The organism is Microbacterium sp. TW_SC_2, from assembly GCF_055361165.1.
Genome location: NZ_CM143952.1, coordinates 473,782 through 494,201, shown reverse-complemented (window position 1 = coordinate 494,201; position 20,420 = coordinate 473,782). Strand labels below are relative to the sequence as shown.

19 protein-coding genes are annotated in these 20,420 nt (G+C 68.8%); 12 read left to right on the top strand and 7 right to left on the bottom strand.

Annotated features, from left to right (window positions below; translation table 11 throughout):
- The first annotated feature begins 206 nt into the window (after positions 1-206).
- Positions 207-509, top strand: coding sequence for a hypothetical protein (locus ACWA14_RS02315; protein ID WP_463795868.1), 303 nt, complete (start codon positions 207-209; stop codon positions 507-509).
- 70 nt (positions 510-579) lie between these two features.
- On the opposite strand, the gene ACWA14_RS02310 is transcribed toward ACWA14_RS02315, so the two are convergent.
- A complete protein-coding gene (locus tag ACWA14_RS02310) occupies positions 580-1,668 on the bottom strand; it encodes an alkene reductase (protein ID WP_463795867.1) in 1,089 nt (362 codons plus the stop codon).
- 195 nt (positions 1,669-1,863) lie between these two features.
- On the opposite strand from ACWA14_RS02310, the gene ACWA14_RS02305 reads away from it, so the two are divergent.
- Entirely contained in the window at positions 1,864-2,106 is a 243-nt protein-coding gene (locus tag ACWA14_RS02305) for a hypothetical protein (protein WP_463795866.1), read from the top strand.
- 16 nt (positions 2,107-2,122) lie between these two features.
- Here the strand turns inward: ACWA14_RS02305 and ACWA14_RS02300 are convergent, their stop codons facing one another.
- Positions 2,123-3,448, bottom strand: coding sequence for a peptidoglycan DD-metalloendopeptidase family protein (locus tag ACWA14_RS02300; protein ID WP_463795865.1), 1,326 nt, complete (start codon positions 3,446-3,448; stop codon positions 2,123-2,125).
- Between the two features lie 182 nt (positions 3,449-3,630).
- Here ACWA14_RS02300 and ACWA14_RS02295 point away from each other — a divergent pair, with 182 nt between their 5' ends.
- The 4 genes from ACWA14_RS02295 to ACWA14_RS02280 all read left to right on the top strand — a co-directional run bounded on the left by ACWA14_RS02295 (position 3,631) and on the right by ACWA14_RS02280 (position 7,384).
- Positions 3,631-3,936: a DUF7882 family protein gene (locus ACWA14_RS02295; RefSeq protein WP_463795864.1), complete on the top strand. Its 306-nt coding sequence runs from the start codon at positions 3,631-3,633 to the stop codon at positions 3,934-3,936.
- Positions 3,937-4,154: 218 nt separating this feature from the next.
- Entirely contained in the window at positions 4,155-5,546 is a 1,392-nt protein-coding gene (locus ACWA14_RS02290) for a DivIVA domain-containing protein (protein ID WP_463795863.1), read from the top strand.
- A gap of 141 nt (positions 5,547-5,687) precedes the next feature.
- The gene (locus tag ACWA14_RS02285; RefSeq protein WP_463795862.1) at positions 5,688-6,539 is read left to right on the top strand and encodes an ABC transporter ATP-binding protein; all 852 of its coding nucleotides are present in this window, start codon (positions 5,688-5,690) and stop codon (positions 6,537-6,539) included.
- Complete coding sequence (locus ACWA14_RS02280; RefSeq protein ID WP_463795861.1) at positions 6,536-7,384, top strand: ABC transporter permease; 849 nt, start codon at positions 6,536-6,538, stop codon at positions 7,382-7,384. Before ACWA14_RS02285 ends, ACWA14_RS02280 begins: the two co-directional genes overlap by 4 nt.
- Positions 7,385-7,414: 30 nt before the next feature.
- On the opposite strand, the gene ACWA14_RS02275 is transcribed toward ACWA14_RS02280, so the two are convergent.
- The 4 genes from ACWA14_RS02275 to ACWA14_RS02260 all read right to left on the bottom strand — a co-directional run bounded on the left by ACWA14_RS02275 (position 7,415) and on the right by ACWA14_RS02260 (position 11,335).
- Positions 7,415-8,515, bottom strand: a complete 1,101-nt coding sequence (locus ACWA14_RS02275) for a fatty acid desaturase family protein (RefSeq protein WP_463797481.1) — start codon at positions 8,513-8,515, stop codon at positions 7,415-7,417.
- A gap of 161 nt (positions 8,516-8,676) precedes the next feature.
- Positions 8,677-8,961 (bottom strand): hypothetical protein, encoded by a 285-nt coding sequence (locus tag ACWA14_RS02270; RefSeq protein WP_463795860.1) that lies wholly within the window; start codon positions 8,959-8,961, stop codon positions 8,677-8,679.
- A gap of 206 nt (positions 8,962-9,167) precedes the next feature.
- A complete protein-coding gene (locus ACWA14_RS02265; protein ID WP_463795859.1) occupies positions 9,168-10,115 on the bottom strand; it encodes an intradiol ring-cleavage dioxygenase in 948 nt (315 codons plus the stop codon).
- Between the two features lie 77 nt (positions 10,116-10,192).
- Positions 10,193-11,335: a low temperature requirement protein A gene (locus ACWA14_RS02260; RefSeq protein WP_463797478.1), complete on the bottom strand. Its 1,143-nt coding sequence runs from the start codon at positions 11,333-11,335 to the stop codon at positions 10,193-10,195.
- 358 nt (positions 11,336-11,693) lie between these two features.
- Here ACWA14_RS02260 and ACWA14_RS02255 point away from each other — a divergent pair, with 358 nt between their 5' ends.
- Both ACWA14_RS02255 and ACWA14_RS02250 read left to right on the top strand, forming a co-directional pair.
- The gene (locus ACWA14_RS02255) at positions 11,694-13,226 is read left to right on the top strand and encodes a sugar transferase (RefSeq protein WP_463795857.1); all 1,533 of its coding nucleotides are present in this window, start codon (positions 11,694-11,696) and stop codon (positions 13,224-13,226) included.
- A gap of 4 nt (positions 13,227-13,230) precedes the next feature.
- Positions 13,231-14,397 carry a DUF1972 domain-containing protein gene (locus ACWA14_RS02250; RefSeq protein WP_463795854.1) on the top strand — a complete coding sequence of 389 codons (1,167 nt, stop codon included), beginning with the start codon at positions 13,231-13,233 and terminating at the stop codon, positions 14,395-14,397.
- Positions 14,398-14,407: 10 nt separating this feature from the next.
- Here the strand turns inward: ACWA14_RS02250 and ACWA14_RS02245 are convergent, their stop codons facing one another.
- Positions 14,408-14,986: an arsenate reductase/protein-tyrosine-phosphatase family protein gene (locus ACWA14_RS02245; protein WP_463795853.1), complete on the bottom strand. Its 579-nt coding sequence runs from the start codon at positions 14,984-14,986 to the stop codon at positions 14,408-14,410.
- A gap of 87 nt (positions 14,987-15,073) precedes the next feature.
- On the opposite strand from ACWA14_RS02245, the gene ACWA14_RS02240 reads away from it, so the two are divergent.
- The 4 genes from ACWA14_RS02240 to ACWA14_RS02225 all read left to right on the top strand — a co-directional run bounded on the left by ACWA14_RS02240 (position 15,074) and on the right by ACWA14_RS02225 (position 20,319).
- Positions 15,074-16,282 (top strand): glycosyltransferase, encoded by a 1,209-nt coding sequence (locus ACWA14_RS02240; RefSeq protein ID WP_463795852.1) that lies wholly within the window; start codon positions 15,074-15,076, stop codon positions 16,280-16,282.
- Positions 16,283-16,364: 82 nt separating this feature from the next.
- Entirely contained in the window at positions 16,365-17,789 is a 1,425-nt protein-coding gene (locus tag ACWA14_RS02235) for a tyrosine-protein kinase domain-containing protein (RefSeq protein WP_463795849.1), read from the top strand.
- A complete protein-coding gene (locus tag ACWA14_RS02230) occupies positions 17,786-19,108 on the top strand; it encodes a lipopolysaccharide biosynthesis protein (protein ID WP_463795847.1) in 1,323 nt (440 codons plus the stop codon). Before ACWA14_RS02235 ends, ACWA14_RS02230 begins: the two co-directional genes overlap by 4 nt.
- Positions 19,105-20,319 carry a hypothetical protein gene (locus ACWA14_RS02225; RefSeq protein ID WP_463795844.1) on the top strand — a complete coding sequence of 405 codons (1,215 nt, stop codon included), beginning with the start codon at positions 19,105-19,107 and terminating at the stop codon, positions 20,317-20,319. Before ACWA14_RS02230 ends, ACWA14_RS02225 begins: the two co-directional genes overlap by 4 nt.
- Positions 20,320-20,420 lie beyond the last annotated feature (101 nt).

Below are 20,420 nucleotides of genomic sequence, written 5' to 3'. Positions count from 1 at the left end.
AAGGTCTCATCGGCCTCTCGGCCCTGCGCACCGGATCCCGCGGCGGGAACGTACTGACGGCGCGGAGCGAGGATTACTCCCCTTCTGAAAGATAGTGAACCGGAGGGGTGCGCTCGTCGTCAAGACGCTCCTGCTGAGCGATCCCTGTGAGCCCCTCGCCTGTCACTCGGCCGCCGTCTCCCGGATCGTGAATAATCGGGATCACGATGACTGACACCGCTTCACCGTCCCGCCGGATCGAGCTCACCCTGCACCGCCCCTGGTTCGCGCTGTACGCCGGGGTCCGGCCGACGGTCGTGATCGACGGACGGGGTCAGCCCGCCCAGTGGGGACTCGGCACCTGGCAGGTCTCCGCCACGCAGCCCGAGACGATCGGCGTCTTCCTCTTCAACCGCCTGTGGCGCTTCGGGCAGGCCGAGGTCACCCTCGACCCGGAGCACGCCCCGGCGCTCGAGTATCGCGCCCCTGCACTCCCGTTCCTGCCCGGCCGCTTCCGTTCGGACGGCTGACACGACGAGCGCGCCACCTCACCGGAACACGGTGAGGTGGCGCGCTGTGCATCGGGCGTCCGGCGTCGACTCAGGCGGTCGCGCGCGCGGCCTCGAGGGACGGGTAGTCGGTGTAGCCCTCCCCGGTCCGGCCGTAGAAGAGCTGCGGGCGGGCGTCGTTCAGCTCGGCATCCTGGCGCCAGCGCTCCACGAGGTCGGGGTTCGCGATGACCGCACGACCGACGGCGACGGCCTCCGCCCACCCCTCGGACACGAGGGTCTCCGCCTCGTCGCGGCTCGTCGGCTCGGCGAAGCCCGAGTTGATGATCAACGGGGCACCGACGGCCCGGCGGATGTGCTGCACGAGCTCGCCGGTCGGGGAGGCGTTGAGGATGTCGACGAAGGCGAGGCCGAGAGGAGCGAGTCCTTCGGCGAGCGCCGAGTACGTGGCACGGGCATCCGCGTCGTCCTCTTCCAGCACACCCTGGATGTTGTGCTGGGGCGAGAGCCGGATGCCGGTGCGATCCGCCCCGACCGCGGCGACGACGGCCTCCGTGACCTCGATCGCGAATCGCGCCCGGTTCTCGGGCGATCCGCCGTACCGGTCCTCACGGATGTTGGAGACCGGTGAGAGGAACTCGTGCACGAGGTACCCGTTCGCTCCGTGCACCTCGACTCCGTCCAGGCCCGCCGCGATCGCGTTCCGTGCGGCCTGGGCGAACTGCTCGATCACCTGCGGGATCTCCTCCGCGGTCAACGCGTGCGCGACCGGCATGGCGGACTTCCCCTCGGGCGTGTGCGTCTCGCCGGGAGCGGCGAGCGCGCTCGGCGCCACGACCCGCGACTCACCCGAGATCGCCGGGTGCGACACGCGACCACCGTGCATGAGCTGCATCACGATCGTCCCGCCGGCCTCGTGCACGGCGTCGGCGATCCGACGCCATCCGTCGATCTGCGCGGGCGTCACGATGCCGGGCTGTCCGGGGTACGACTTGCCCTCCGCGGCAGGCCACGTTCCCTCGGTGAGGATGAGCCCCTGCCCGGCACGCTGGCGGTAGTACTCCACCATCGTCTCGGTGGGCACGCCGTCATCATCGGCCCGCGTGCGGGTGAGGGGCGCCATGACGACACGGTTGGACAGGGACAGAGCACCGAAGGTGGCCGGTTCGAAAAGAGTCACAGAGGGAGTAAGCCGTCCGTGGGGCCTGATATTCCCTCGTCCGCTGCGTCACATTGTCGAAACGGTGCCTCCGGACTAGGCAGACGCGGCTGCGGCCGGTACCGTTCCCCTTGCACGTCATCGGGTGCAGACGAGGCTGGGGCCTCGGCATATGACAGCGATGACAGGAGGTGAAGCCCGGGGTTGGCGGACATCATGACTGACGATGATCTTCGCAAGATCAAAGCCGACGCCCTCCGCGACGCCGCGGAGGGTTTCCGACGTGTCTCCGCCTCCGGCACCGACCCGGAGCTCAACGACCTCCTCGCGTCCCTGCTGGAGGATCGTGCGGCTCGCGTCGCGTCCGGCGAGGACGATCACACCGGCATCGGACGAGACGCCGACGAATGGCCGCCCGAGATCTCCGAGACGGAGGGACTCGATCCCCGCCAACCGTGATCCCGGGCGATGCGCCTCACTCGATCTGGAAGAACGCGTCCCAACCCGGTCCGATCAGTGACGCAGGTCCCACCGATCCGGTCCCGGTGCCGGCGTAGAGGAAGATCTCCCCGGATGCCCCCCGACCGATGAGATCGGTTCGGCCGTCGCCGTTGTAGTCCACGCCACCCGTCAGCGCGGTGATGCCGGACCAGTCCCCCGGAACCACCCGCCGTGATCCGAAGGAACCGTTGAGCCCGGGGTAGAAATACATCACGCCTGCGGTGTCGACGGCCATGAGGTCGCCGATCCCGTCACCGGTGAAGTCTCCGCCGACGAGGAAGCGCATGTTCTGCCATCCGCCGCCGAGCGTCGCGTGCGGGGCCACCAGACCACCGGCGCCGTTCCCCCGGTACACCGTGAGAGTGCCGCTCGATGAGACACCCAGCACATCCTGCCTGCCGTCGCCGTTGTAGTCGGCGCCCGAGGTGACGTGGAGGAGCGAGGACCAGCCTGATCCGATGACCTGGTGCACACCGAAGCCTCCGGTGGGACTGCCCCCGTAGAACTCGAGGGCGCCGTCGGTGCGGACCGCGAGCATGTCTCCGAGCCCGTCGGTGTTCAGGTCCGCGTGAGTGAGGTGCTTGTGGGCGCCCCACGCCGAGGCGATGATCGTCGGCGTGCCGAAGCGCCCCGTGCCGGTGCCGGGGTAGTGCAGGAGGTCACTGTCCCCTGCGACGGCGAGCAGGTCGGCCTTGCCGTCGGCGGTGTAGTCCGCGGAGAGCACCGCCGCGTTGCGCGGGAGGCCCAGCCCCGGGAGGTAGAGAGGGATGAAATTGCCGCGCGTCACGTTCGACAGGCAGGTGAAGCCGTTGTTGACGGCGGTGTACACCGCACCGTTGCGACGCACCTCGAAGTGCAGGTGATAGGCCGAGGTGGCGCCCGTCTTGCCGATCACGCCGATCTGCTGCCCCCGCTTCACCGGGGTGCCCGGCGCGTAGATCCCGGCACCCGCCATGTGCGCGTAGCGCGTGACGTAGCCGCCCGCATGCTCGATGTCGGTGTAGTTGCCGTAGCCGGCGTTCGAGGTCCGCAGCTTGATCACACCGTCGTAGGCGGCCAGGATGGGCGTCCCGCCCGGACCGGTGATGTCGATCCCGTCGTGCGCACGGTAGTTGCTGCGGCACCCGTCGCCGACCTTCGACTGGATGTTCCCGGATGCCGGGTACACCATCTGGCCGTCCGTCGCGGCGACCGCCGGCGACCCCGGTGCGACCGTGGGTGCGACCGCTCCGACGAGCATCGCGATCACGGCGACGACGATGCCAAAGCGGGCACGGCGTGACCGTGTCGATCGCTTCATCTCTCGAGTTCCCTCTTACTCGGTCGGCCCCAAGGACACTCGTCCATCCGCTGTCACCGTATCAGCGCGTCAGACCGCGCCGATACCTCCGGGCGTGGCGCGCCCCGCAGACCCGCTGAGCGCGCGGCAGGGAGCCGATGCGTCGGCCGATCGAGGGGCCCGTGCTGGTGTAGCGTTTGCGCATGGGCAGGCTCCGATACGACGGCACTTCCGATCCGATCCTCATCGAGGACGAGACGCTCGCGCACCTCAAGATCGTGATCGCCACGAAGCTGCGCCGTCAGGAGAGCTTCATGATGACCTGGCGCCCGGTCAGCGACGGCCCCGACCGTCGCGCGACGGTCTGGATCCACCCCTCCATCCCGCTGCAGTTCGGCTACGACGCGGAAGAGACGCCCCAGGTCGACGCCAAGCTCATCGCCGAGATGATGCGCGTCCTGAACGCGACGGGCGAACTCGTGCTCGATCACCTGATCGCCCCGGCCTGATCCTGCCCCACCCGACCTGATCCAGCCCACGGAAACCGGGGAAGAATCTCACAGCCTTCGCAACTAGGCTGTGATCGCATCGCGCACGTCCCGATCGCGGCAGGTCGGAATCGCGAGGCGCCTCCCTTCACGACATCTCCGGTCCACGTGTTCGCTCTCGTCCGCATCGCACTCGGGAGCGAGTCCCTCGACGTGGCCACGCCAGAAAGGCACGAACCATGAGCGAATCCTCCGGACACGCCGATCGCGATGGTCAGCGCTCCCCCGACTTCTTCGACCAGCTGATCGAGACCAACCCGCAGGACGATTCGACGTTCACGATCGGATTCCGCGGCTACGACAAGGCGGAGGTCGACGCCGCCCTGGCGACCCTGCGCGCCCGTCTCCAGCAGGCGAACGCGGAACTCGCCGATGCCGAAGACCGCCACTCGTCGACGGTGGAGTCGATCCGCGACGAGGAGCGCCGGGCGCGGGAGGCCCTCGAGAGCGAGCTGACCGCCACCAAGGTGCAGGTCTCGGACGCCGAGCAGCAGATCACCACTCTCACCTCGGAGCTCGTCGACGCCCCCACCCCGGATGGCAAGGAGGCGCCGTCGCGCCAGCAGTTCGAAGCGATCCTGCGGGTCGCCGAGGAGCAGGCGAACGTCCTGATCCAGAATGCCGCGGTGCAGGCGGACCGTCTGATGGCCGCAGCCCACGACGAGGTCGCCACCCGACGCAGCGAGGCGGAGGCGGAGGCGCAGCGCATCACCGCGCAGGCCCAGCGCGACGCCGACCAGGTGCGCCTCAAGATGGAGACCGAATACACCGCGCACGAGGCGCGCATCGATCGCGAGGCCAGCCACGCCGCCGAGAAGGTCAACCAGGCCGCACAGGAGGCCACGGCGATCCGCACCGAGGCCGAGAAGGGCGCCGCCGCACTCCGCTCGCTCGTCACACGTGAGACCACCCAGCTGCGCAGCGACGCCGAGCGCGACGTGCGCGACATGAACGCCCGCGTGCTCGAATTCGAGGAGACGCTCACGCGGCGTCAGGACGACGCGCAGCAGGAGTTCCTCGTGCTGCACAACCAGGCGGTCGCGCACGCGGAGCGGATCACCGCGGACGCGAACGAGCAGGTGACGGCGTCGCTGGAGCACGCGCAGCGCATCTCGGCCAAAGCCGAGGACTATGAGCGCCTCATGCGCAGCCAGTCCCAGTCGCTCGAGGCCGACGCGCAGGTGCGCGCCCGCGAGATCCTCGAGCGTGCGCGGGTGAAGTCGCAGAAGATCGTCGACTCCGTCACCAACCACACCTCTGCCGTGCTGCGCGACGCAGAAGACCGCACCCGTCAGTTGCGGTGGCAGCAGCAGCAGCTCACCAGCTTCATGGCCGAGGTGCGCGAACTCATCCGCCCCGACGGGATCTTCTCGAACGAGGCTCCCCAGGCGGCCGCGGCATCCGGCACCGCGGACGAGGCCGAGCTCGAGGACGACGGCACCGACCACATCGCGCCCTCCGAGGAGTTCCTCGGCGACGAGGTGCTCGAGGACGAGGCGATCGGCGACGACGCACCGCTCGAGAAGATCACGATCGACGTGGTCGAGACCGGGAAGTCCTCGCAGCGCTGAGCGAGACGGACCCTGACGGGGGCGCGTGCGGGAGATCCGCACGCGCCCCCGTCGTCTCTCCGGGAGGCATCGGGTCACCGAATCCGGAGATTCCTCGTGGGATCGCTACCCCTCGCCGGTCACGACCGGCAAGCTGGGGTCATGACAGAGAGCGTGATCGCGGTCCGCGACCTCCGCAAGGACTACGACGGCCACCCGGTCGTCGACGGAATCAGCTTCGACATCGCCCGGGGGGAGACGTTCGCTCTGCTCGGGCCCAACGGCGCAGGCAAGTCGACGACCATCGAGATCCTCGAGGGCTACCGGCATCGCACGTCCGGAGACGTCCGGGTGCTGGGTGTCGACCCGCAGCGCGGCGGCCTCGACTGGCGGGCGCGCATGGGCATCGTGCTGCAGTCGACCGGCGAGGCCGGCACGTTCACGGTGCGCGAGATGCTGAAGGAGTTCGCGGGCTACTACCCGAATCCGCGCGACGTGGACGAGGTGATCGCCTCCGTCGGACTCGAGGAGAAGCAGCGGACGCGGGCCGGTCGGCTCTCCGGTGGTCAGCAGCGGCGCCTGGATGTCGCGCTCGGCATCATCGGCCGCCCGGAGCTGCTGTTCCTCGACGAGCCGACCACCGGCTTCGACCCCGAGGCGCGGCGGCAGTTCTGGGACCTGATCCGCTCGCTCAAGGCCGAGGGCACCAGCATCCTGCTCACGACCCACTATCTCGACGAGGCTGCCCAGCTCGGCGACCGTGCCGCGGTGATCGTCGGGGGCGTGATCGCGGCGATCGGCAGGATCGACGAGCTGGGCGGCGCCGAATCGCGCGTCCCCCTCGTCCGCTGGCGGGATGCCGGCGGCGTGCTGCAGCAGGAGCGCACCACAGCCCCGGGCGCACTCGTCGCCGCCCTGCACCGCGACGGCGGGGAACCGCGCGATCTCGAGGTGCTCCGGCCGACGCTCGAGGACATCTACATCGAGCTGATCCGCGAGGTGGAGGCGGTATGAGCACCACGACCCGGACGGCGCCCCCGAAGAGCGCGCACTTCGGCATCGCCCGCACCGTCCGACTCGGCGTCCGCCGGATCGCCTTCGAGCTTCGGCAGTACTTCCGCGCCGGCGATCAGGTCTTCTTCACCTTCCTCTTCCCCACACTGATGTACGTGGTGTTCGCCACGATCTTCACGGGAGAGGTCGGTCAGGGCCCCGACGCCGTGAGCATGGCGACGTACTATCTGCCGGGACTCGTCGCCGGCGGCATCCTGCTCTCCGGCGTCCAGGGCCCGGCGCTCGAGATCGCCATGGAGAAGAGCGACGGCACGCTCAAGCGTCTGGGCGGGGCACCGATCTCGCCCGTGACCTACTTCATCGGCAAGATGGGCGAGGTGTTCGTGACGGCGATCCTGCAGATCGCCCTGCTCATCGTGGTCGCCGTGGTCGTGTACGGGGTCGAACTGCCGACGGATGTCGCGGTCTGGGGCCGCTTCGCCTGGATCTTCGCCCTCGGGCTGATCACCTGCACGCTGCTCGGCATCGCGCTGTCGGCGGTGCCGCGCTCGGGGAAGTCGTCCGCCGCGGTCGTGATCCCGATCGTGCTGCTGATCCAGTTCGTCTCCGGCGTGTACATCGCGTTCTCGATGCTTCCGGAGTGGCTGCAGAACGCGGCGGGCATCCTGCCGGTGAAGTGGATCGCTCAGGGGATGCGGTCGGTGTTCCTTCCCGACTCGTTCCAGAGCGTGGAGACCGGCGGCTCCTGGGACATCCCGCTCATCGCGCTGATGCTCGCCGTGTGGCTCGTCGTCGGTCTCGTGCTCAGCAGACTCACGTTCCGGTGGATCCGCCGCGACGGTTGAACCGCGCGGGATCCACCGGACCGGAAGAGCCTACGGACGACCGAACTTGGCGACGGCCGGGCAGTCGAACGGATCGGCACCGGCGGACAGACCCACCCGGTTCAGGTACTCGATCACGATCATGTACGAGCGGCCGAGGCTCGTCTCGGTGTAGGGCACGTCGTTCGAGGCGCAGTAGTCGCGGACGATCTCGCGCGCCTTGGCCAGGTGCGGCCGCGGCATGCTCGGGAAGAGGTGGTGCTCGACCTGGTAGTTCAGGCCACCCATGAGCCAGGTCGTCCACCATCCACCGCTGATGTTGCGGGAGGTGCGGACCTGCTTGGTGAAGAAGTCGAGACGGGCGCTGGGATCGATGATCGGCATGCCCTTGTGGTTCGGGGCGAAGGCCGCGCCCATGTAGACGCCGAAGACGGCGAACTGCACGCCCAGGAAGGCGAACGCCATGCCGAGCGGGAGCATCATGAAAACGGGGACGAGGAGCAGGGCGAAGCGGGCCGCGATGATGCTGAGCTCGATCCAGCGGCCCTTGACGTTCTTGGTGGTCAGCAGGTACTTCAGACCGAGGAAGTGGAGGTTCAGTCCCTCGAGCGTGAGCAGCGGGAAGAAGAACCAGCCCTGCTTGCGCGTGATCAGCTTGATCAGGCCCTTCGCCTTGGCGGCGTCCTCTTCGAGGAAGGAGATCGTGTCGACCTCGATGTCCGGGTCCTTGCCGACCTGGTTCGGGTTGCCGTGGTGCTTGGTGTGCTTCGAGTCCCACCACGAGTAGCTCATGCCGATGCTGGCGATCACGATGCGGGCGAGCTTGAAGTTCGCCGGCCCCGTGGTCAGGATCTGACGGTGCGCTGCCTCGTGCCCGAGGAACGCGATCTGCGTGAGCACGATGCCGAGGCCTGCCGCGATGAGCAGCTGGAACCAGCTGTCGCCGAGCAGGATGAATCCGGTGATCAATCCACCGAGGGCGATCGCGATACCGCCCGCGACCAGGGCGTAGAACCATCGGGCGCGGCGGAGGAGGCCGGTCTCCTTGACCACCTGCGACACCTGCTTGTATGCCTGCGCCATCGGAGGGAACTCGGCGTTCCCGGAATAGGTCTGACGAATCGGTCCCAGCGTTGCCGCGGTCGTTTCGATCTGCGTGACGGAGATGATGATCTCCTCTCGATCAGAGCCCTTGAGCCTTGGAAGCCGAAAGGCGGATCGCCCATCGCTTACCTCAAGATAGCCCGCGTCTCATGCAGCGCGGGGAATACTTCGGGGGGCCTTGACGGGTGCGGAATCGTCTGAGTCGGGCGTCACGCCCGGGCGTGCCGCGGACGTCGGTGCAGAGCACGCGCGGATGCCGAGGGGAAGCTGCGACGGCGGCGCCCCGAGGCGTGCGCGCCCTCGAGCGCCTGCCGCGCGTCGTCGAGACTGTCGAACGTGCCGAGGTCGGTTCCGTGGTTGTCGTGGACGAGGTGCGCGGCACCGTCGTACTCGACGAAACCGGCGAACTCGCCGTCGCGGGTCGCGACGTGCACATCGGCGTCGGCCTGCTTCCAGGACAACGGATCGGTCGGGGGGAAAGTGGTGATGCTCATGGTGATACTCATTGCTGTGTGACGGGCGCACGGGGGCGCTCCGCAGATCGTGGATCAGGGCGGATACCGCGCGCATCGATGTGCGTGGTCCTGGATGGCCCTGAACAGTGGCGACGTGGCGGCCCAGAGGGGCGAAACACACACGCTGCGTCGACAAGCATAGCAGGTCTCGCCCCGCCCCTCTCCGGACCTTCGCCGGCACCCCGTCAGTTCGCCGGTGGACGGCCCCCGCCCGCCGCACCGGCGGCGGGAGCCGTCGCGGTGTCCACCCCGACGGCGAGCGCGGCGACATAACCGGTGCCGACATCGCCCGTCACGGTCGCGAGCTGGCGTTCCCCCGAGTCCTCGCCGAACACGTTGTCGCTCGCGAGCGTGATGCCGCTGAGGTTGCGGGCCGAGCCGTCGTAGCGCGCGTCCGCGTAGACGGTCGCGCAGTCGGCCTCCGGGAGCGCGAGCTGCGACGTCGCGATCGCGTTGTCCGCGTCGGTGATCGACGCGGCATCGGGGAACACCTCGAAGTGGATGTGGGGCCACCGGCCGGAATAGCACCCGGGGAAGATCGACGTGAACGAGACCCGCCCCTCGGCATCCGCCACCTGCACGCCGCGCAGGTAGGTGACGTTCTCGAGTCCCGAGGAGTACATCGAGTACGCCCCCTGCGCCGTGCAGTGCCAGGCATAGACCGCCACGCCGGCGAAGGGGATCCCGCCGTTGGCCAGGTCGATGATCTGCAGGTCGACGCGCAGCGGTACTCCCTCGGCGGTGGCCCCGCCGTCGATCGACGAGCGGATGTCGGTGCGCACGATGCCGGAGTCCTCGAGCACGTCCGGGCCGTTCGAGCCGTCGCCCGGATACGGACCGGCCGTCTCATCGGGGATCTCCGCGGTCCCGGTCGTGGGTGTGGTCGCGGCGGCGGAGGGGGAGGCGGTCGGGGTCGCGGTCGTTCCGCCGCCGGACGCGGCCGGAGTGCAGGCGGCGAGGACGAAGGTGCCGAGCCCCAGACCGGCGAGCCCGAGCACACCGCGCCTGCTGACCACGGTGCGGATGTCGAAGGCCGCCCCCTGGTCGACGACCTCCTCATCGGCTCGGTCGAGGAGACGCCCCTCGTAGGCGGGACCGTCGGGGGTCGGGGTCGGCTGCGGGATCCTGCTCATGGGGTGTCCTCTCGTTCGGAATGACCCCACCTTCGCGCGGTCGCCGATCGGAGAGCCCTGCGCGGCCTATGCCTTCGCTATGCGAGGGCAGGCTCGCTCCTCCGCACCGGAGGGCGAAGGATGAGGACCACCACCACGGCGACGAGGATCACGGCCGTGAGCGTGACGGGGATCGGAAGCACCGGATCGAGCAGCACCAGGACCGCACCGAGAGGGACCGCCGTGTTCACCACGCGATCCGCGTTCGCCCTGATCGCGATCCACCAGATCCCGAGGAGGAAGACGGCGATCGGCATCGTGACCATGAAGGATGCCGCGACGCTCGACAGATGACTGACGCCGGTGAGCACATCGATCTCGACCTCGATGCCCGCCGAGAACGCGGCGGCGCCCGCGAAGACGAAGTAGTGCCCGTATCCGTAGCGCAACGAGCGTCGGAAGGTCGTGACCACGCGGTGGTGCGGAGGCCAGAAGTAGATCCACCACAGGGACGCCGTGACCAGGAGGGTGAGCACGGAGATCGCGATGAGCGGCCCGAGGGACGCCACCTCGTGGAGGGCGTCGATGATCGCGTTGGCCGACGCCAGCAGGCTCTCCCCCAGCACGATCAGGGTGAACAGCCCGTACCGCTCGGTGATGTGATGGGGATGCCAGGGCGTCCGACGTCGGTGCTCCGCGAACACCGGCACGCTGACCTCGAGCAGCACGCACAGCACGAAGGCGACGATCTGCGCGGGGCCGACGGGCACCAGGAGGAAGAGGATCCACAGGATCTGCACGCCGGCGATCCCGAACGCGTAGCGTCGCGTGACGCCCCTGAGCTCACCCGCGGACCGCGAGGCGCGGAGCCATTGCGCGATCATCGCGGCTCTCATCACGACGTAGCCGACCACGAGAAGCGCGAAGTCGCCGTGCTCGAACGCGTTCGGGATGCCGGCCGCCAGCACCAGGACTCCGCCCATCTGCACGATCGTGGTGAGCCGATAGAGCCAGTCGTCCGTGTCGAAGGCGGTGGCGAACCAGGTGAAGTTCATCCACGCCCACCAGATCGCGAAGAAGATCATCGCGTAGGACACCACCCCGTGGATGATGTCGCCGTGGCTGAGGGCGTGGTGCAGCTGACCCGATGCGATGCTCACCGCGACGACGAACACGAGGTCGAAGAACAGCTCCAGCGGGCTGGCGGTGCGGTGCGGCTGGGCCGGATCCCGCGGGACCATGCGGGTCAACGGGAAGCGTGCGGGCGATGCGGGGGCGTTCACGGCGCCAGGATAGTCCCGCGCGCGCCGGCGGAAACGGGCACGGAGAAATCTTTGCTCCATTCTCCGAAGTTATCTTCCGGGATCGACCGGGGTCCGCTATGCTTTCGCTTGTCTGCAGTGTCCGCTGTCAGCACCCGCCGTGTGGGACGGCGATCGCAAGTCCGTGATGTGGGATCACGGAAGTGGCAGCGGAAACCCGAGGGGTCGGGAATGCAGACGGATGCCGTGAGCGTTCGTTCGCGGTCTGGGGATCATCTGGGGAACACATGTCGCACTGGGGAATTCTGCGTACATCAACGGCTTTCGGGGCCGGGGCATGACCTCCGTCGAGGATGCCCTGAGCATCACTCGCACGGGAACCGGCTTCAAGCCGGTCGCCGCACCGAGAGCCACTAAGTCGGTGACGCGCACCGTGGTCACGCCGCGCGCGTCCGCGACGCTGGAACGACGCCGTCAGTGGGAACGTCGCTATCGGATGCGACTGCGAATCACGGATGCCGCGGTCATCCTGTTCGCGGTCGGTCTGACCGCCGCGGTCCAGCTGATCAGCGGGGTCGCTCCTGCCGAGGCACTTCGCGGCGGGATCCCCCTCGCCGCCGTGTGGTTCCTCATGCTCAGTGCACTGCACACGCGGGACGCCGCGCTGTTCCGTGCGAGCGCAACCGAGTACCGCGGCGTCGTGCACGCCAGCGGTCTCGCATTCGGGGCGATCGCGATCCTCGCGGTCCTCCTGAAATGGGAGTCGATGCAACTGACGCTGCTGCTGGGGCTGCCGCTCGGAGTGCTCACTCTCCTCGTGACCCGCTGGGTTTGGCGCCACTGGCTCCAGACCCAGCGCGGCCACGGCCGGTTCGCCTCACGCACTCTCGTCGTCGGAAACCGCGACGACGTCGAGTACGTGGTGCGGACCCTCCACCCCATCGGCGCCTCGGGCTACCAGGTGGTCGGTGCGACCCTTCTCGACGGCAATGCGCGCGAGATCGAGATCGGCGGCGCCACCTTCCCGGTCCTCGGCAACGTGAACACGGTCTCCGGTGTCGCCTCGGAACTCGGCGCCGACACGATCATCGTCGCGAGCCGTCCGGAGGGCGACCCGGAGTTCGTCAAGCGACTGAGCTGGCAGCTCGAGGGAACCGCCGCCGAGCTCGTGCTCTCCAGCCGTCTCACCGACGTCGCGGGGCCCCGCATCTCCTTCGCCCCTGTCGAAGGGCTCCCCCTGATCCAGGTGCAGATCCCGCGGTACGAGGGCGGTCAGCACGTGCTGAAGCGCGCGCTCGACGTCGCTGTCGCCACCGTGGCACTGATCCCGATCGCGCTGATCGCTCCCGTGCTCGCGCTGCTCATCAAGCTCGACTCGCCCGGACCCGTCTTCTTCTTCCAGGAGCGCGTGGGCCGCGACGGCCAACGGTTCAAGATGGTCAAGTTCCGCTCCATGAAGACCGACGCCGAGCAGCAGCTCGCGGCGCTCAAGGAGCAGAATCAGGGCGCCGGTCTGCTGTTCAAGATGAAGGACGACCCCCGTATCACGCGCATCGGCCGGGTCCTGCGGAAGCTGTCGCTCGACGAACTGCCGCAGTTCTGGAACGTGCTGATCGGCAACATGAGCGTCGTGGGCCCGCGTCCGCCGCTGCCCAGCGAGGTCACCGCCTACGACGGCACCGTCTTCCGCCGGCTCTACATCAAGCCCGGGATCACGGGCCTCTGGCAGGTCTCCGGACGCAGCGACCTCTCGTGGGACGAGAGCGTCCGCCTCGACCTGCGCTACGTCGAGAACTGGTCGGTCATGAACGATCTGCAGATCATGTGGCGCACCGCGAAGGTCATGGTGCAGCCCAGCGGGGCATACTGAACGGATGAGCACCAAGAAGCCACTCACCATCGCGATGGTGGGGACCCGAGGAGTGCCCGCCGCCTACGGAGGCTTCGAGACGGCGATCGAGGAGGTCGGGCGCCGCCTGGCCGACCGCGGCCACGACGTCGTCGTCTACACCCGCGGCTCCGAGCGCCGCGAGAAGGAGTACCTCGGCATGCGGGTGGTGCACCTCCCGGCGATCCCCGTCAAGCAGATCGAGACTCTGAGCCACACCGGACTGTCGACGCTGCATCTTCTGTTCCGTCGGCGTCCGGACGCGACATTCGTCTTCAACGCCGCCAACTCCCCCTTCCTCCCCCTGCTGCGCCTCCGACGTGCGCGGGTGGCGCTGCACATGGACGGTCTGGAGTGGCGGCGATCGAAGTGGGGCCCCCGCGGCAAGGCGTACTACCGGTGGGCCGAGCAGTTCGGAGTGCGCACGGCCGACGCGCTGATCGCCGACGCGCCGGGGATCGCCGACTACTACCGCCACCAGTTCGACGTACCGACCGAGATGATCCGCTACGGCGCGCCGATCCTGGACTCCGTCGCCGAGGGGCGCATCGAGGAACTCGGCGTCACCCCCGCGGGCTATCACCTGGTGGTGGCGCGCTTCGAGCCGGAGAACCACGTCCTCGAGATCGTCGAAGGGTACCGGCGCAGCGCAGCGACCCTGCCGCTGGTCGTGGTGGGCTCGGCCCCGTACAGCAGTGAGTACACCCGGCAGATCCAGGACGCCGCGGCGGGGGACGACCGCATCCACCTGGTCGGCGGGATCTACGACCAGGAACTCCTCGACGCGCTCTACTTCCACGCCCTGACCTACGATCACGGGCACTCGGTGGGCGGGACGAACCCGTCTCTTCTCCGCGCCATGGGCGCCGGGACCGCGGTGATCGCGTTCGACGTGGCCTTCAACCGCGAAGTGCTGGACGACGAGGGGTGGTTCTTCTCCACACCCGCGGAGGTCTCCTCCGCGTTCGAGCAGGCGGAGACGGACGCCGACCGCACCCGAGCGCTGGGAGCGCGCGCACGCGATCGCGCCCGCGCGGCATTCCGCTGGGACGACGTGGCAGACGCCTACGAGAGGCTCGCCCGATCGTTGACCGCACGCGTCAGCATCCACCGTGCTGCCCGGCGAGCCCGGCGGCACACGCAGGAGTGGTGAATCCCGCCGCTCACGAGTCCGGTGCGAGTGCCCGGGTCAGGCGGAGCGCGAGTTCGCGCGTGTCGTCCGCGGCCCGCTCCAGGGCCTTGCGGTGAGTGCGGGCGCCGAGATGGTGGACATCGGCGACGTCCAGCGGATGCTCGGGCTGCCGCTGCCAGGGAAGCGATCGTCGCGTCGGAAGATCGAGAGTGCCCCGCCGGGAGTCCAGCGTCTCCGCGTAGGCAGCCAGTGACTCCGCCGAGACGATCGGCTGCTCACCGAGCAGGAGCGCCTCGCGCAACGTGAAAGCGCGGGAGCGGGCGCTCGGACTCATCCGGACGATCGACGAGCGCTCCGCGAGCGATGCGGCCACGACCAGATCCGCCGCATCGAGGGCGTCGTTCGTCAACGGCGTGGAGAGATGCCCCAGAGCGGGAGGGATGACGGCCACGGCGTACCGGCACGCACGTCGACCGGGCGATGCCTCGGTCCCCGCCGAGGAGACCGTCCACACGCTCGCGCCCGGACCGATCTGCGCCTCGAACACCGAGGCCATGAGCGGCGAACGGCAGATGTTCTGCGCACAGACGAACAGCACCTGTCGGGTCATCCCGGCTCTCCTCCCGCACGGATCTGTGCGGGCGCGGGCCGCGAGGGTTACCTCCGGGCCGCGTCGACACGGTAAGAATGATTCTATATGTCGCCGATCGGCTCGCGCCGTGGCCTCGACACCGAGAGAACGGGGGACGTCGTGCGCGTGCTCATCGTCCACCCCGGAGCCGAACTCTACGGCGCCGATCGCGTGATGCTGGAGTCCGCTGCCGGCCTCGCCGCGGCCGGGCACGCTGTCGTGGTCGCACTCCCGGAACAGGGTCCGCTGGTGGCGGCTCTCGAGGCCCATGGCGTGACCGTGGTCGTGCAGAGCATGTTCGTCCTGCGCAAGCAGTTGCTCCGCCCGCGCCGCTGGCCGGCGCTGGTGTCGTCGGCCGTCGGCGGACTCCTCGCCTCCTGGCGGTTGATCTCCCGCCACCGCCCCGAGGCCGCCTACGTGAGCACCGTCGTCCTGCCGCAGTGGCCGGCGCTGTTGCGTCTCCGCCGCGTCAGGACCATCACTCACGTGCACGAGGCCGAAGCGAATACGCCGTGGGCCATGCGCGCCTTCCTGTACAGCCCCCAGCTCTGGGCGCACACCGTCATCGCGAACAGCGGCTTCACCGCCGAGCTCCTGCACCGATCCCTGCCGGCGCTGCGCCGGAAGACCACCGTCGTCCTCAACCCGGTGCCGGGTCCCCCCGCCGCGACTTCCCCCCGCGCGCATCTGGACACCGTGCGCATCGGGTTCGTCGGCCGGCTGTCCCCTCGGAAGGCGCCCGATGTCGTCGTCAGCGCGCTCGCCGTGCTGCGCGACCGCGGCCGTGACGCGCGGCTCACGATCGTCGGCGACGTCTTCCGTGGCTACGAGTGGTACGCCGCCGAACTCGCGGCGCAGATCGCCACGGAGGACTTGACGAGCCGGGTGACCTCGCACGGCTATGCGACCGATGTGTGGCCGCACGTCGCGGACTGCGACGTGATGGTGGTCCCCTCGCGCACGGACGAGTCCTTCGGCAACACCGCCGTCGAGTCCGTCCTCGCCGAGCGGCCGGTCATCGTGAGCGATCTGACCGGTCTGCGCGAGGCGGTCGGCGAGTATCCGACGGCGCGGGTCGTTCCGCCCGGTGACGCCGAGGCGGTCGCCGATGCCATCCAGGGGATCGTGGACGACTGGGACGATGTCGTCCGGCAGACCGCAGACGCCGCGGCCGCCGCCGCCGCCCGTCATTCCGTCACGAGGTACCGACGAATCATCGCGAAAACGGTGGAGAGCGCGCGCGGAGTGACACACTCGGAGTTCACGGCGGATTGACGGCAGTGAACAGGGGAGAATGGTCAATGGTCGAGCATCTCGGACTCTGAGGCCGGACGCTCGATCCTTGGGGAGGAACAACATGTCACTGCAGGACTACCTCGACGCCCTGCGTCGACAGTGGATCGTCATCGTCGCGCTCACGATCATCGGTGCGGGGGCGGCGTTCGGCTATTCGCGCACCCTCCCACCCGAGTACAGCTCGACGGCGGCGGTCATGGTGATCCCGCAGCGCGGCGACAGCACGAACGAGCTCGTGCAGGGGTCGAGCTACGTGCAGAGCCTCGTGCAGACCTATGCGGTGCTCGCCTCGTCGCCCCGGGTCCTCTCCCCCGTCATCGACGACCTCGGGCTGGAGGAGACCGCGACCCAGCTCGCCAATCGTGTCACCGTGGTGAACACCCTGAACACCGTCGTGATCGAGATCTCCGTCACCGACGACGACAAGGAACGGGCGCAGGAGACCACCGCCGCCATCACCGACTCGCTGATCGAAGCCGTCGCGGATGTGTCGCCGAGCGACGCGACCGGCCAACCGGCTGTGCGCTTGGAGACGATCGCGCCGGCGCGCATGCCGCAGGCGCCGATCGGCCCCAACACGCGCCTGCTCACGCTCATCGGCGCAGCGCTCGGCTTCGCCCTCAGCGTCGCGTACGCGCTCATCCGTCGCGCGCTCGGCACCAGGGTCGCGGAGCGCGGCGACATCGCATCGGTCACCGATGCCCCCGTGATCGGGGAGATCGTCGCCTGGCGACGCAACTACACCGTGCTGTCGACCATGCTCCGCAGCCGTGACAGCCGCGCGGCCGAGTCGTTCCGCGCGCTGGCGGCGAACCTCAAGTACGTCGCCGTCGATCGCGAGCTGCAGGTGGTCATGATGACATCGTCCGCCCCCCACGAGGGCAAGTCCTCCGTGAGCATCGGGCTGGCTGCCGCTCTCGCCGAATCGAACCACGACGTGCTGGTCATCGACGCGGATCTGCGCCGGTCCTCCGTCGCCGCGCAGCTGCAGCTCGAGGGCGCCGTCGGCGTCACCTCGATCCTGGTCGGCGAGGCGACGTTCGACGAGGCCGTCCAGCACGCGAAATCCATGAACATCGACATCATCGCGGGGGGATCGCCTGCCCCGAACCCGGGTCAGCTGATCACATCGCACCGCCTGCGCGAGCTCGTCGCGGAGGCACGCGAACGCTACGAGTACGTGATCATCGACAGTGCGCCGGCGCTCGTCGTGTCGGACGCCCTGTGGCTCGCGGATCTGTCCGACGGCGTGCTCGTCGTGGCCCGCTCGGGGAAGACCCGCCGCAAGCAGGTCAGCGCCGTGCTCTCCGCTCTCAAGTCGACACACAAGGACGTCATCGGCATCGTGCTCAACGCGGTCAAACGCAAGGAGCGCGGACCGTACTACGTTCCGGAGACACCGCCGCGCCGTCTCTCACGGGCGGCGAAGCGCACGAACACCCGCGCTGAGGGAAATCCAGGCGAGCCCGCCCGCGAAGACGCATGAGCGTCCTGTTCGCCCTCGCAGCGCGGGCCGTCTCGATGGCGATCTCGCTCGTCTGCGGGGTGCTGACGGTCCGGCTCATCATCGGCGACGCCGGCGTGGAGTACTACGCGCTGTACACGCTCGTCGCGTCCTTGCCCGGCCTGATCGCGTTCTCCGACCTCGGATCGGGGGCCGTGCTGGTGAACAGCATCGCGGTGAGCGACACTCCCCGCGAGGATCGTGTGATCCGTGCGCAGCTCACCACCGTCGGCCGCATCATGGTCGGTTTCGCGGGTTCCGGCATGGTCGTCAACGCGATCCTCTACCTCTCCGGTGGATGGCGCGCGGTGCTCGGCGACGCCGGCACGATCCCGGGCGCCGACCTGGCCGCGTTCGTCTCGCTGACCGTCTTCTGTCTCGGCATCCCGCTCGGCATCTGGCAGCGTGTGCTGCTCGGGCTGCACAAGAACCACTGGATCATCCTCATCCAGGCAGCACAGGGGCCCCTCAACCTGCTTCTCGTGTGGCTCCTGGTCTCCTTCGCTCCGCCGTCCGTGGGCGCGTTCCTCGCGCTGTCGTCCATGGTGTCCGGGTTCGTGGTCGCCGCCGCCGGTTTCGGGGTCGCGCTCGGCGCGCTCTCGCCGCTGCTCCGCCGTGCGATGAGAGACCTCCCGCGGGTGCGCGCCGTGCCCGGGGTCCGCGTCATGCACATCGGCTGGCCGATGCTGGTCCAGCTGATCTCCGCGCCCCTGTCCGTCGCCTCGCTGCGGTACATCCTCGCGCAGTCGGGGACCACTCACGAGGTCGCCGAGTACGGTGCCGTCGGTCAGGTCTTCTTCGCGATCAACGGTGTCGTGGCAGCCGGTGGCCTGGCGCTCTGGCCGCTGTTCACCCGCTCCCGTTCCCGCGGGACACTCACCCGGGGCCCCTACGCGATCGCCGCCCTGTTCGCCGCCGGGGCGGCCGTGATCTGTGCGCTCGTCTGGGCGGTGTCTCCCTGGCTGTTCGGATTCATCACCAACGACTCGCTCGAGGTCTCCGGCGCGACCGTGGTCGCCTTCGGTCTCATGGTGGTCTGCCAGGCTGCGCTCTATCCGCTCGGCATGTTCCTCATGGATGAGGCGGGCATCCGTTTCCAGATGATCCCGGTCGCCCTGATGACGGTCTCCACGATCGCGCTCGCCCTGCTGGTCACGCCGACACTGGGTGCCGCGGGTCCGGTGCTCGCGAACGCGGCCTCCGTCCTGGTCTTCCAGGTGCTCCCGTTCGCGGTCTACATCGCGCGACATCGCGACCGCCTGATGGGCGCCTCCCCCGCTCCTGAGGACGGCACGACATGAAGATCCTCGCGGCGCTGATCTGCGTGATCCTCGCCGCACGGATCACCGTGGTGCAGGGCGTGACCGCGGGCATCATCGTGAGCATCCTGCTGCTCCCGGTCTGGGCGGTGACCCTGTGGCGGCACCGCGGCGGGTCGGCCATCGTCACGCTCGGCGGCCTGGCCATCATCAGCGGGGTGGTGCTGACGGACTTCTTCGCGGTGGATCACCCGACCAGTGAATCGCTGGTGCAGCAGAACAGCTTCTCGCTCCTCAGCGTGATCGGCGGGATCGGCGTGGTGGTGTGGGTGCGCGGCCTCCTCGGCAACGCCGCCACGGCCCTCTGGTACGGCGTCGGGCTCCTGGTCGGCGTCGTGTTCCACGGCCTCGACACCGACAACATCTGGAAGTTCGACCTCTCCGTCCCGGCCACCGTGATCGTGCTGGCCCTGTGCATGATGAGTCGCCGGCCGTGGGTCGAGATGATCGCACTGCTGCTGCTCGCGGTGGTCTCCGCGCTGAACGACTCCCGGTCCGCCGGATCCATGCTCCTGGTCGCTGCGGCGCTCGTCGTCTGGCAGGCGCTGGGCTCGCGCCTGTCCAAGAGCTCGACGACGGTGCGAACACTCGCCGTGTTCGGATTCACCGCCGTGATCGGCTATGCCGCGCTGCAGGCCTTCATCCTGGAAGGGTGGTTCGGCAAGGCCGCAGCGGTCCGATCCGAGGAGCAGATCGCCCAGTCCGGTTCGCTCCTGCTGGGTGGACGTCCGGAGCTGGGGGCATCCACCGAGCTCATCGCCGCGAACCCGTTCGGATTGGGGTCGGGAACTCTGGCGAACGGCGTCGACCTGCTGATCGCCAAGACCGGCATGGCGCGGCTCAACTACGATCCGAACAACGGCTATGTCGAGAAGTACATGTTCGGCAACGGCTTCGAAGTGCACTCGATGCTCGGCGACCTGTGGATCCGCTTCGGGATCTTCGGCGCCGCAGTCCTCGTGGTCGCACTCGTGATCATCGCACTCGGCACAGCCGGTCAGGTGGCGACCCGCCAGGCGAGCGGTCTGATGATCTTCCTCGCGATCCAGGTCTTCTGGGACTCCCTGTTCGCGCCGCTCTTCTCCACCTCGATCTCGACCCTCGTGCTGGGAGTCGCGCTCGCGATGGTCCCGCGAACGCCGCGGAAGCGGTCAGCCTCCGAGGATGCCGCGTTCGTGAGCTTCGAGCGCTGACCGAACTCCCCTCGGGGCGACGGAACCCGCGCACCGGAAGCGACGGTGCCGGGAACGACGGTGCCGGGAACGACGATGCCGGGAGCCCGCTGTCGCGAGCC

What these genes read in the sequence shown, in the direction of transcription:
- ACWA14_RS02315 (WP_463795868.1), top strand. Translation starts at nt 207, where the DNA reads ATGACTGACACCGCTTCACCGTCCCGCCGGATCGAGCTCACCCTGCAC.
- ACWA14_RS02305 (WP_463795866.1), top strand. Translation starts at nt 1,864, where the DNA reads ATGACTGACGATGATCTTCGCAAGATCAAAGCCGACGCCCTCCGCGAC.
- ACWA14_RS02300 (WP_463795865.1), bottom strand. Translation starts at nt 3,448, where the DNA reads ATGAAGCGATCGACACGGTCACGCCGTGCCCGCTTTGGCATCGTCGTC.
- ACWA14_RS02295 (WP_463795864.1), top strand. Translation starts at nt 3,631, where the DNA reads ATGGGCAGGCTCCGATACGACGGCACTTCCGATCCGATCCTCATCGAG.
- ACWA14_RS02290 (WP_463795863.1), top strand. Translation starts at nt 4,155, where the DNA reads ATGAGCGAATCCTCCGGACACGCCGATCGCGATGGTCAGCGCTCCCCC.
- ACWA14_RS02285 (WP_463795862.1), top strand. Translation starts at nt 5,688, where the DNA reads ATGACAGAGAGCGTGATCGCGGTCCGCGACCTCCGCAAGGACTACGAC.
- ACWA14_RS02280 (WP_463795861.1), top strand. Translation starts at nt 6,536, where the DNA reads ATGAGCACCACGACCCGGACGGCGCCCCCGAAGAGCGCGCACTTCGGC.
- ACWA14_RS02270 (WP_463795860.1), bottom strand. Translation starts at nt 8,961, where the DNA reads ATGAGCATCACCACTTTCCCCCCGACCGATCCGTTGTCCTGGAAGCAG.
- ACWA14_RS02265 (WP_463795859.1), bottom strand. Translation starts at nt 10,115, where the DNA reads ATGAGCAGGATCCCGCAGCCGACCCCGACCCCCGACGGTCCCGCCTAC.
- ACWA14_RS02260 (WP_463797478.1), bottom strand. Translation starts at nt 11,335, where the DNA reads ATGGTCCCGCGGGATCCGGCCCAGCCGCACCGCACCGCCAGCCCGCTG.
- ACWA14_RS02255 (WP_463795857.1), top strand. Translation starts at nt 11,694, where the DNA reads ATGACCTCCGTCGAGGATGCCCTGAGCATCACTCGCACGGGAACCGGC.
- ACWA14_RS02250 (WP_463795854.1), top strand. Translation starts at nt 13,231, where the DNA reads ATGAGCACCAAGAAGCCACTCACCATCGCGATGGTGGGGACCCGAGGA.
- ACWA14_RS02245 (WP_463795853.1), bottom strand. Translation starts at nt 14,986, where the DNA reads ATGACCCGACAGGTGCTGTTCGTCTGTGCGCAGAACATCTGCCGTTCG.
- ACWA14_RS02240 (WP_463795852.1), top strand. Translation starts at nt 15,074, where the DNA reads ATGTCGCCGATCGGCTCGCGCCGTGGCCTCGACACCGAGAGAACGGGG.
- ACWA14_RS02235 (WP_463795849.1), top strand. Translation starts at nt 16,365, where the DNA reads ATGTCACTGCAGGACTACCTCGACGCCCTGCGTCGACAGTGGATCGTC.
- ACWA14_RS02230 (WP_463795847.1), top strand. Translation starts at nt 17,786, where the DNA reads ATGAGCGTCCTGTTCGCCCTCGCAGCGCGGGCCGTCTCGATGGCGATC.
- ACWA14_RS02225 (WP_463795844.1), top strand. Translation starts at nt 19,105, where the DNA reads ATGAAGATCCTCGCGGCGCTGATCTGCGTGATCCTCGCCGCACGGATC.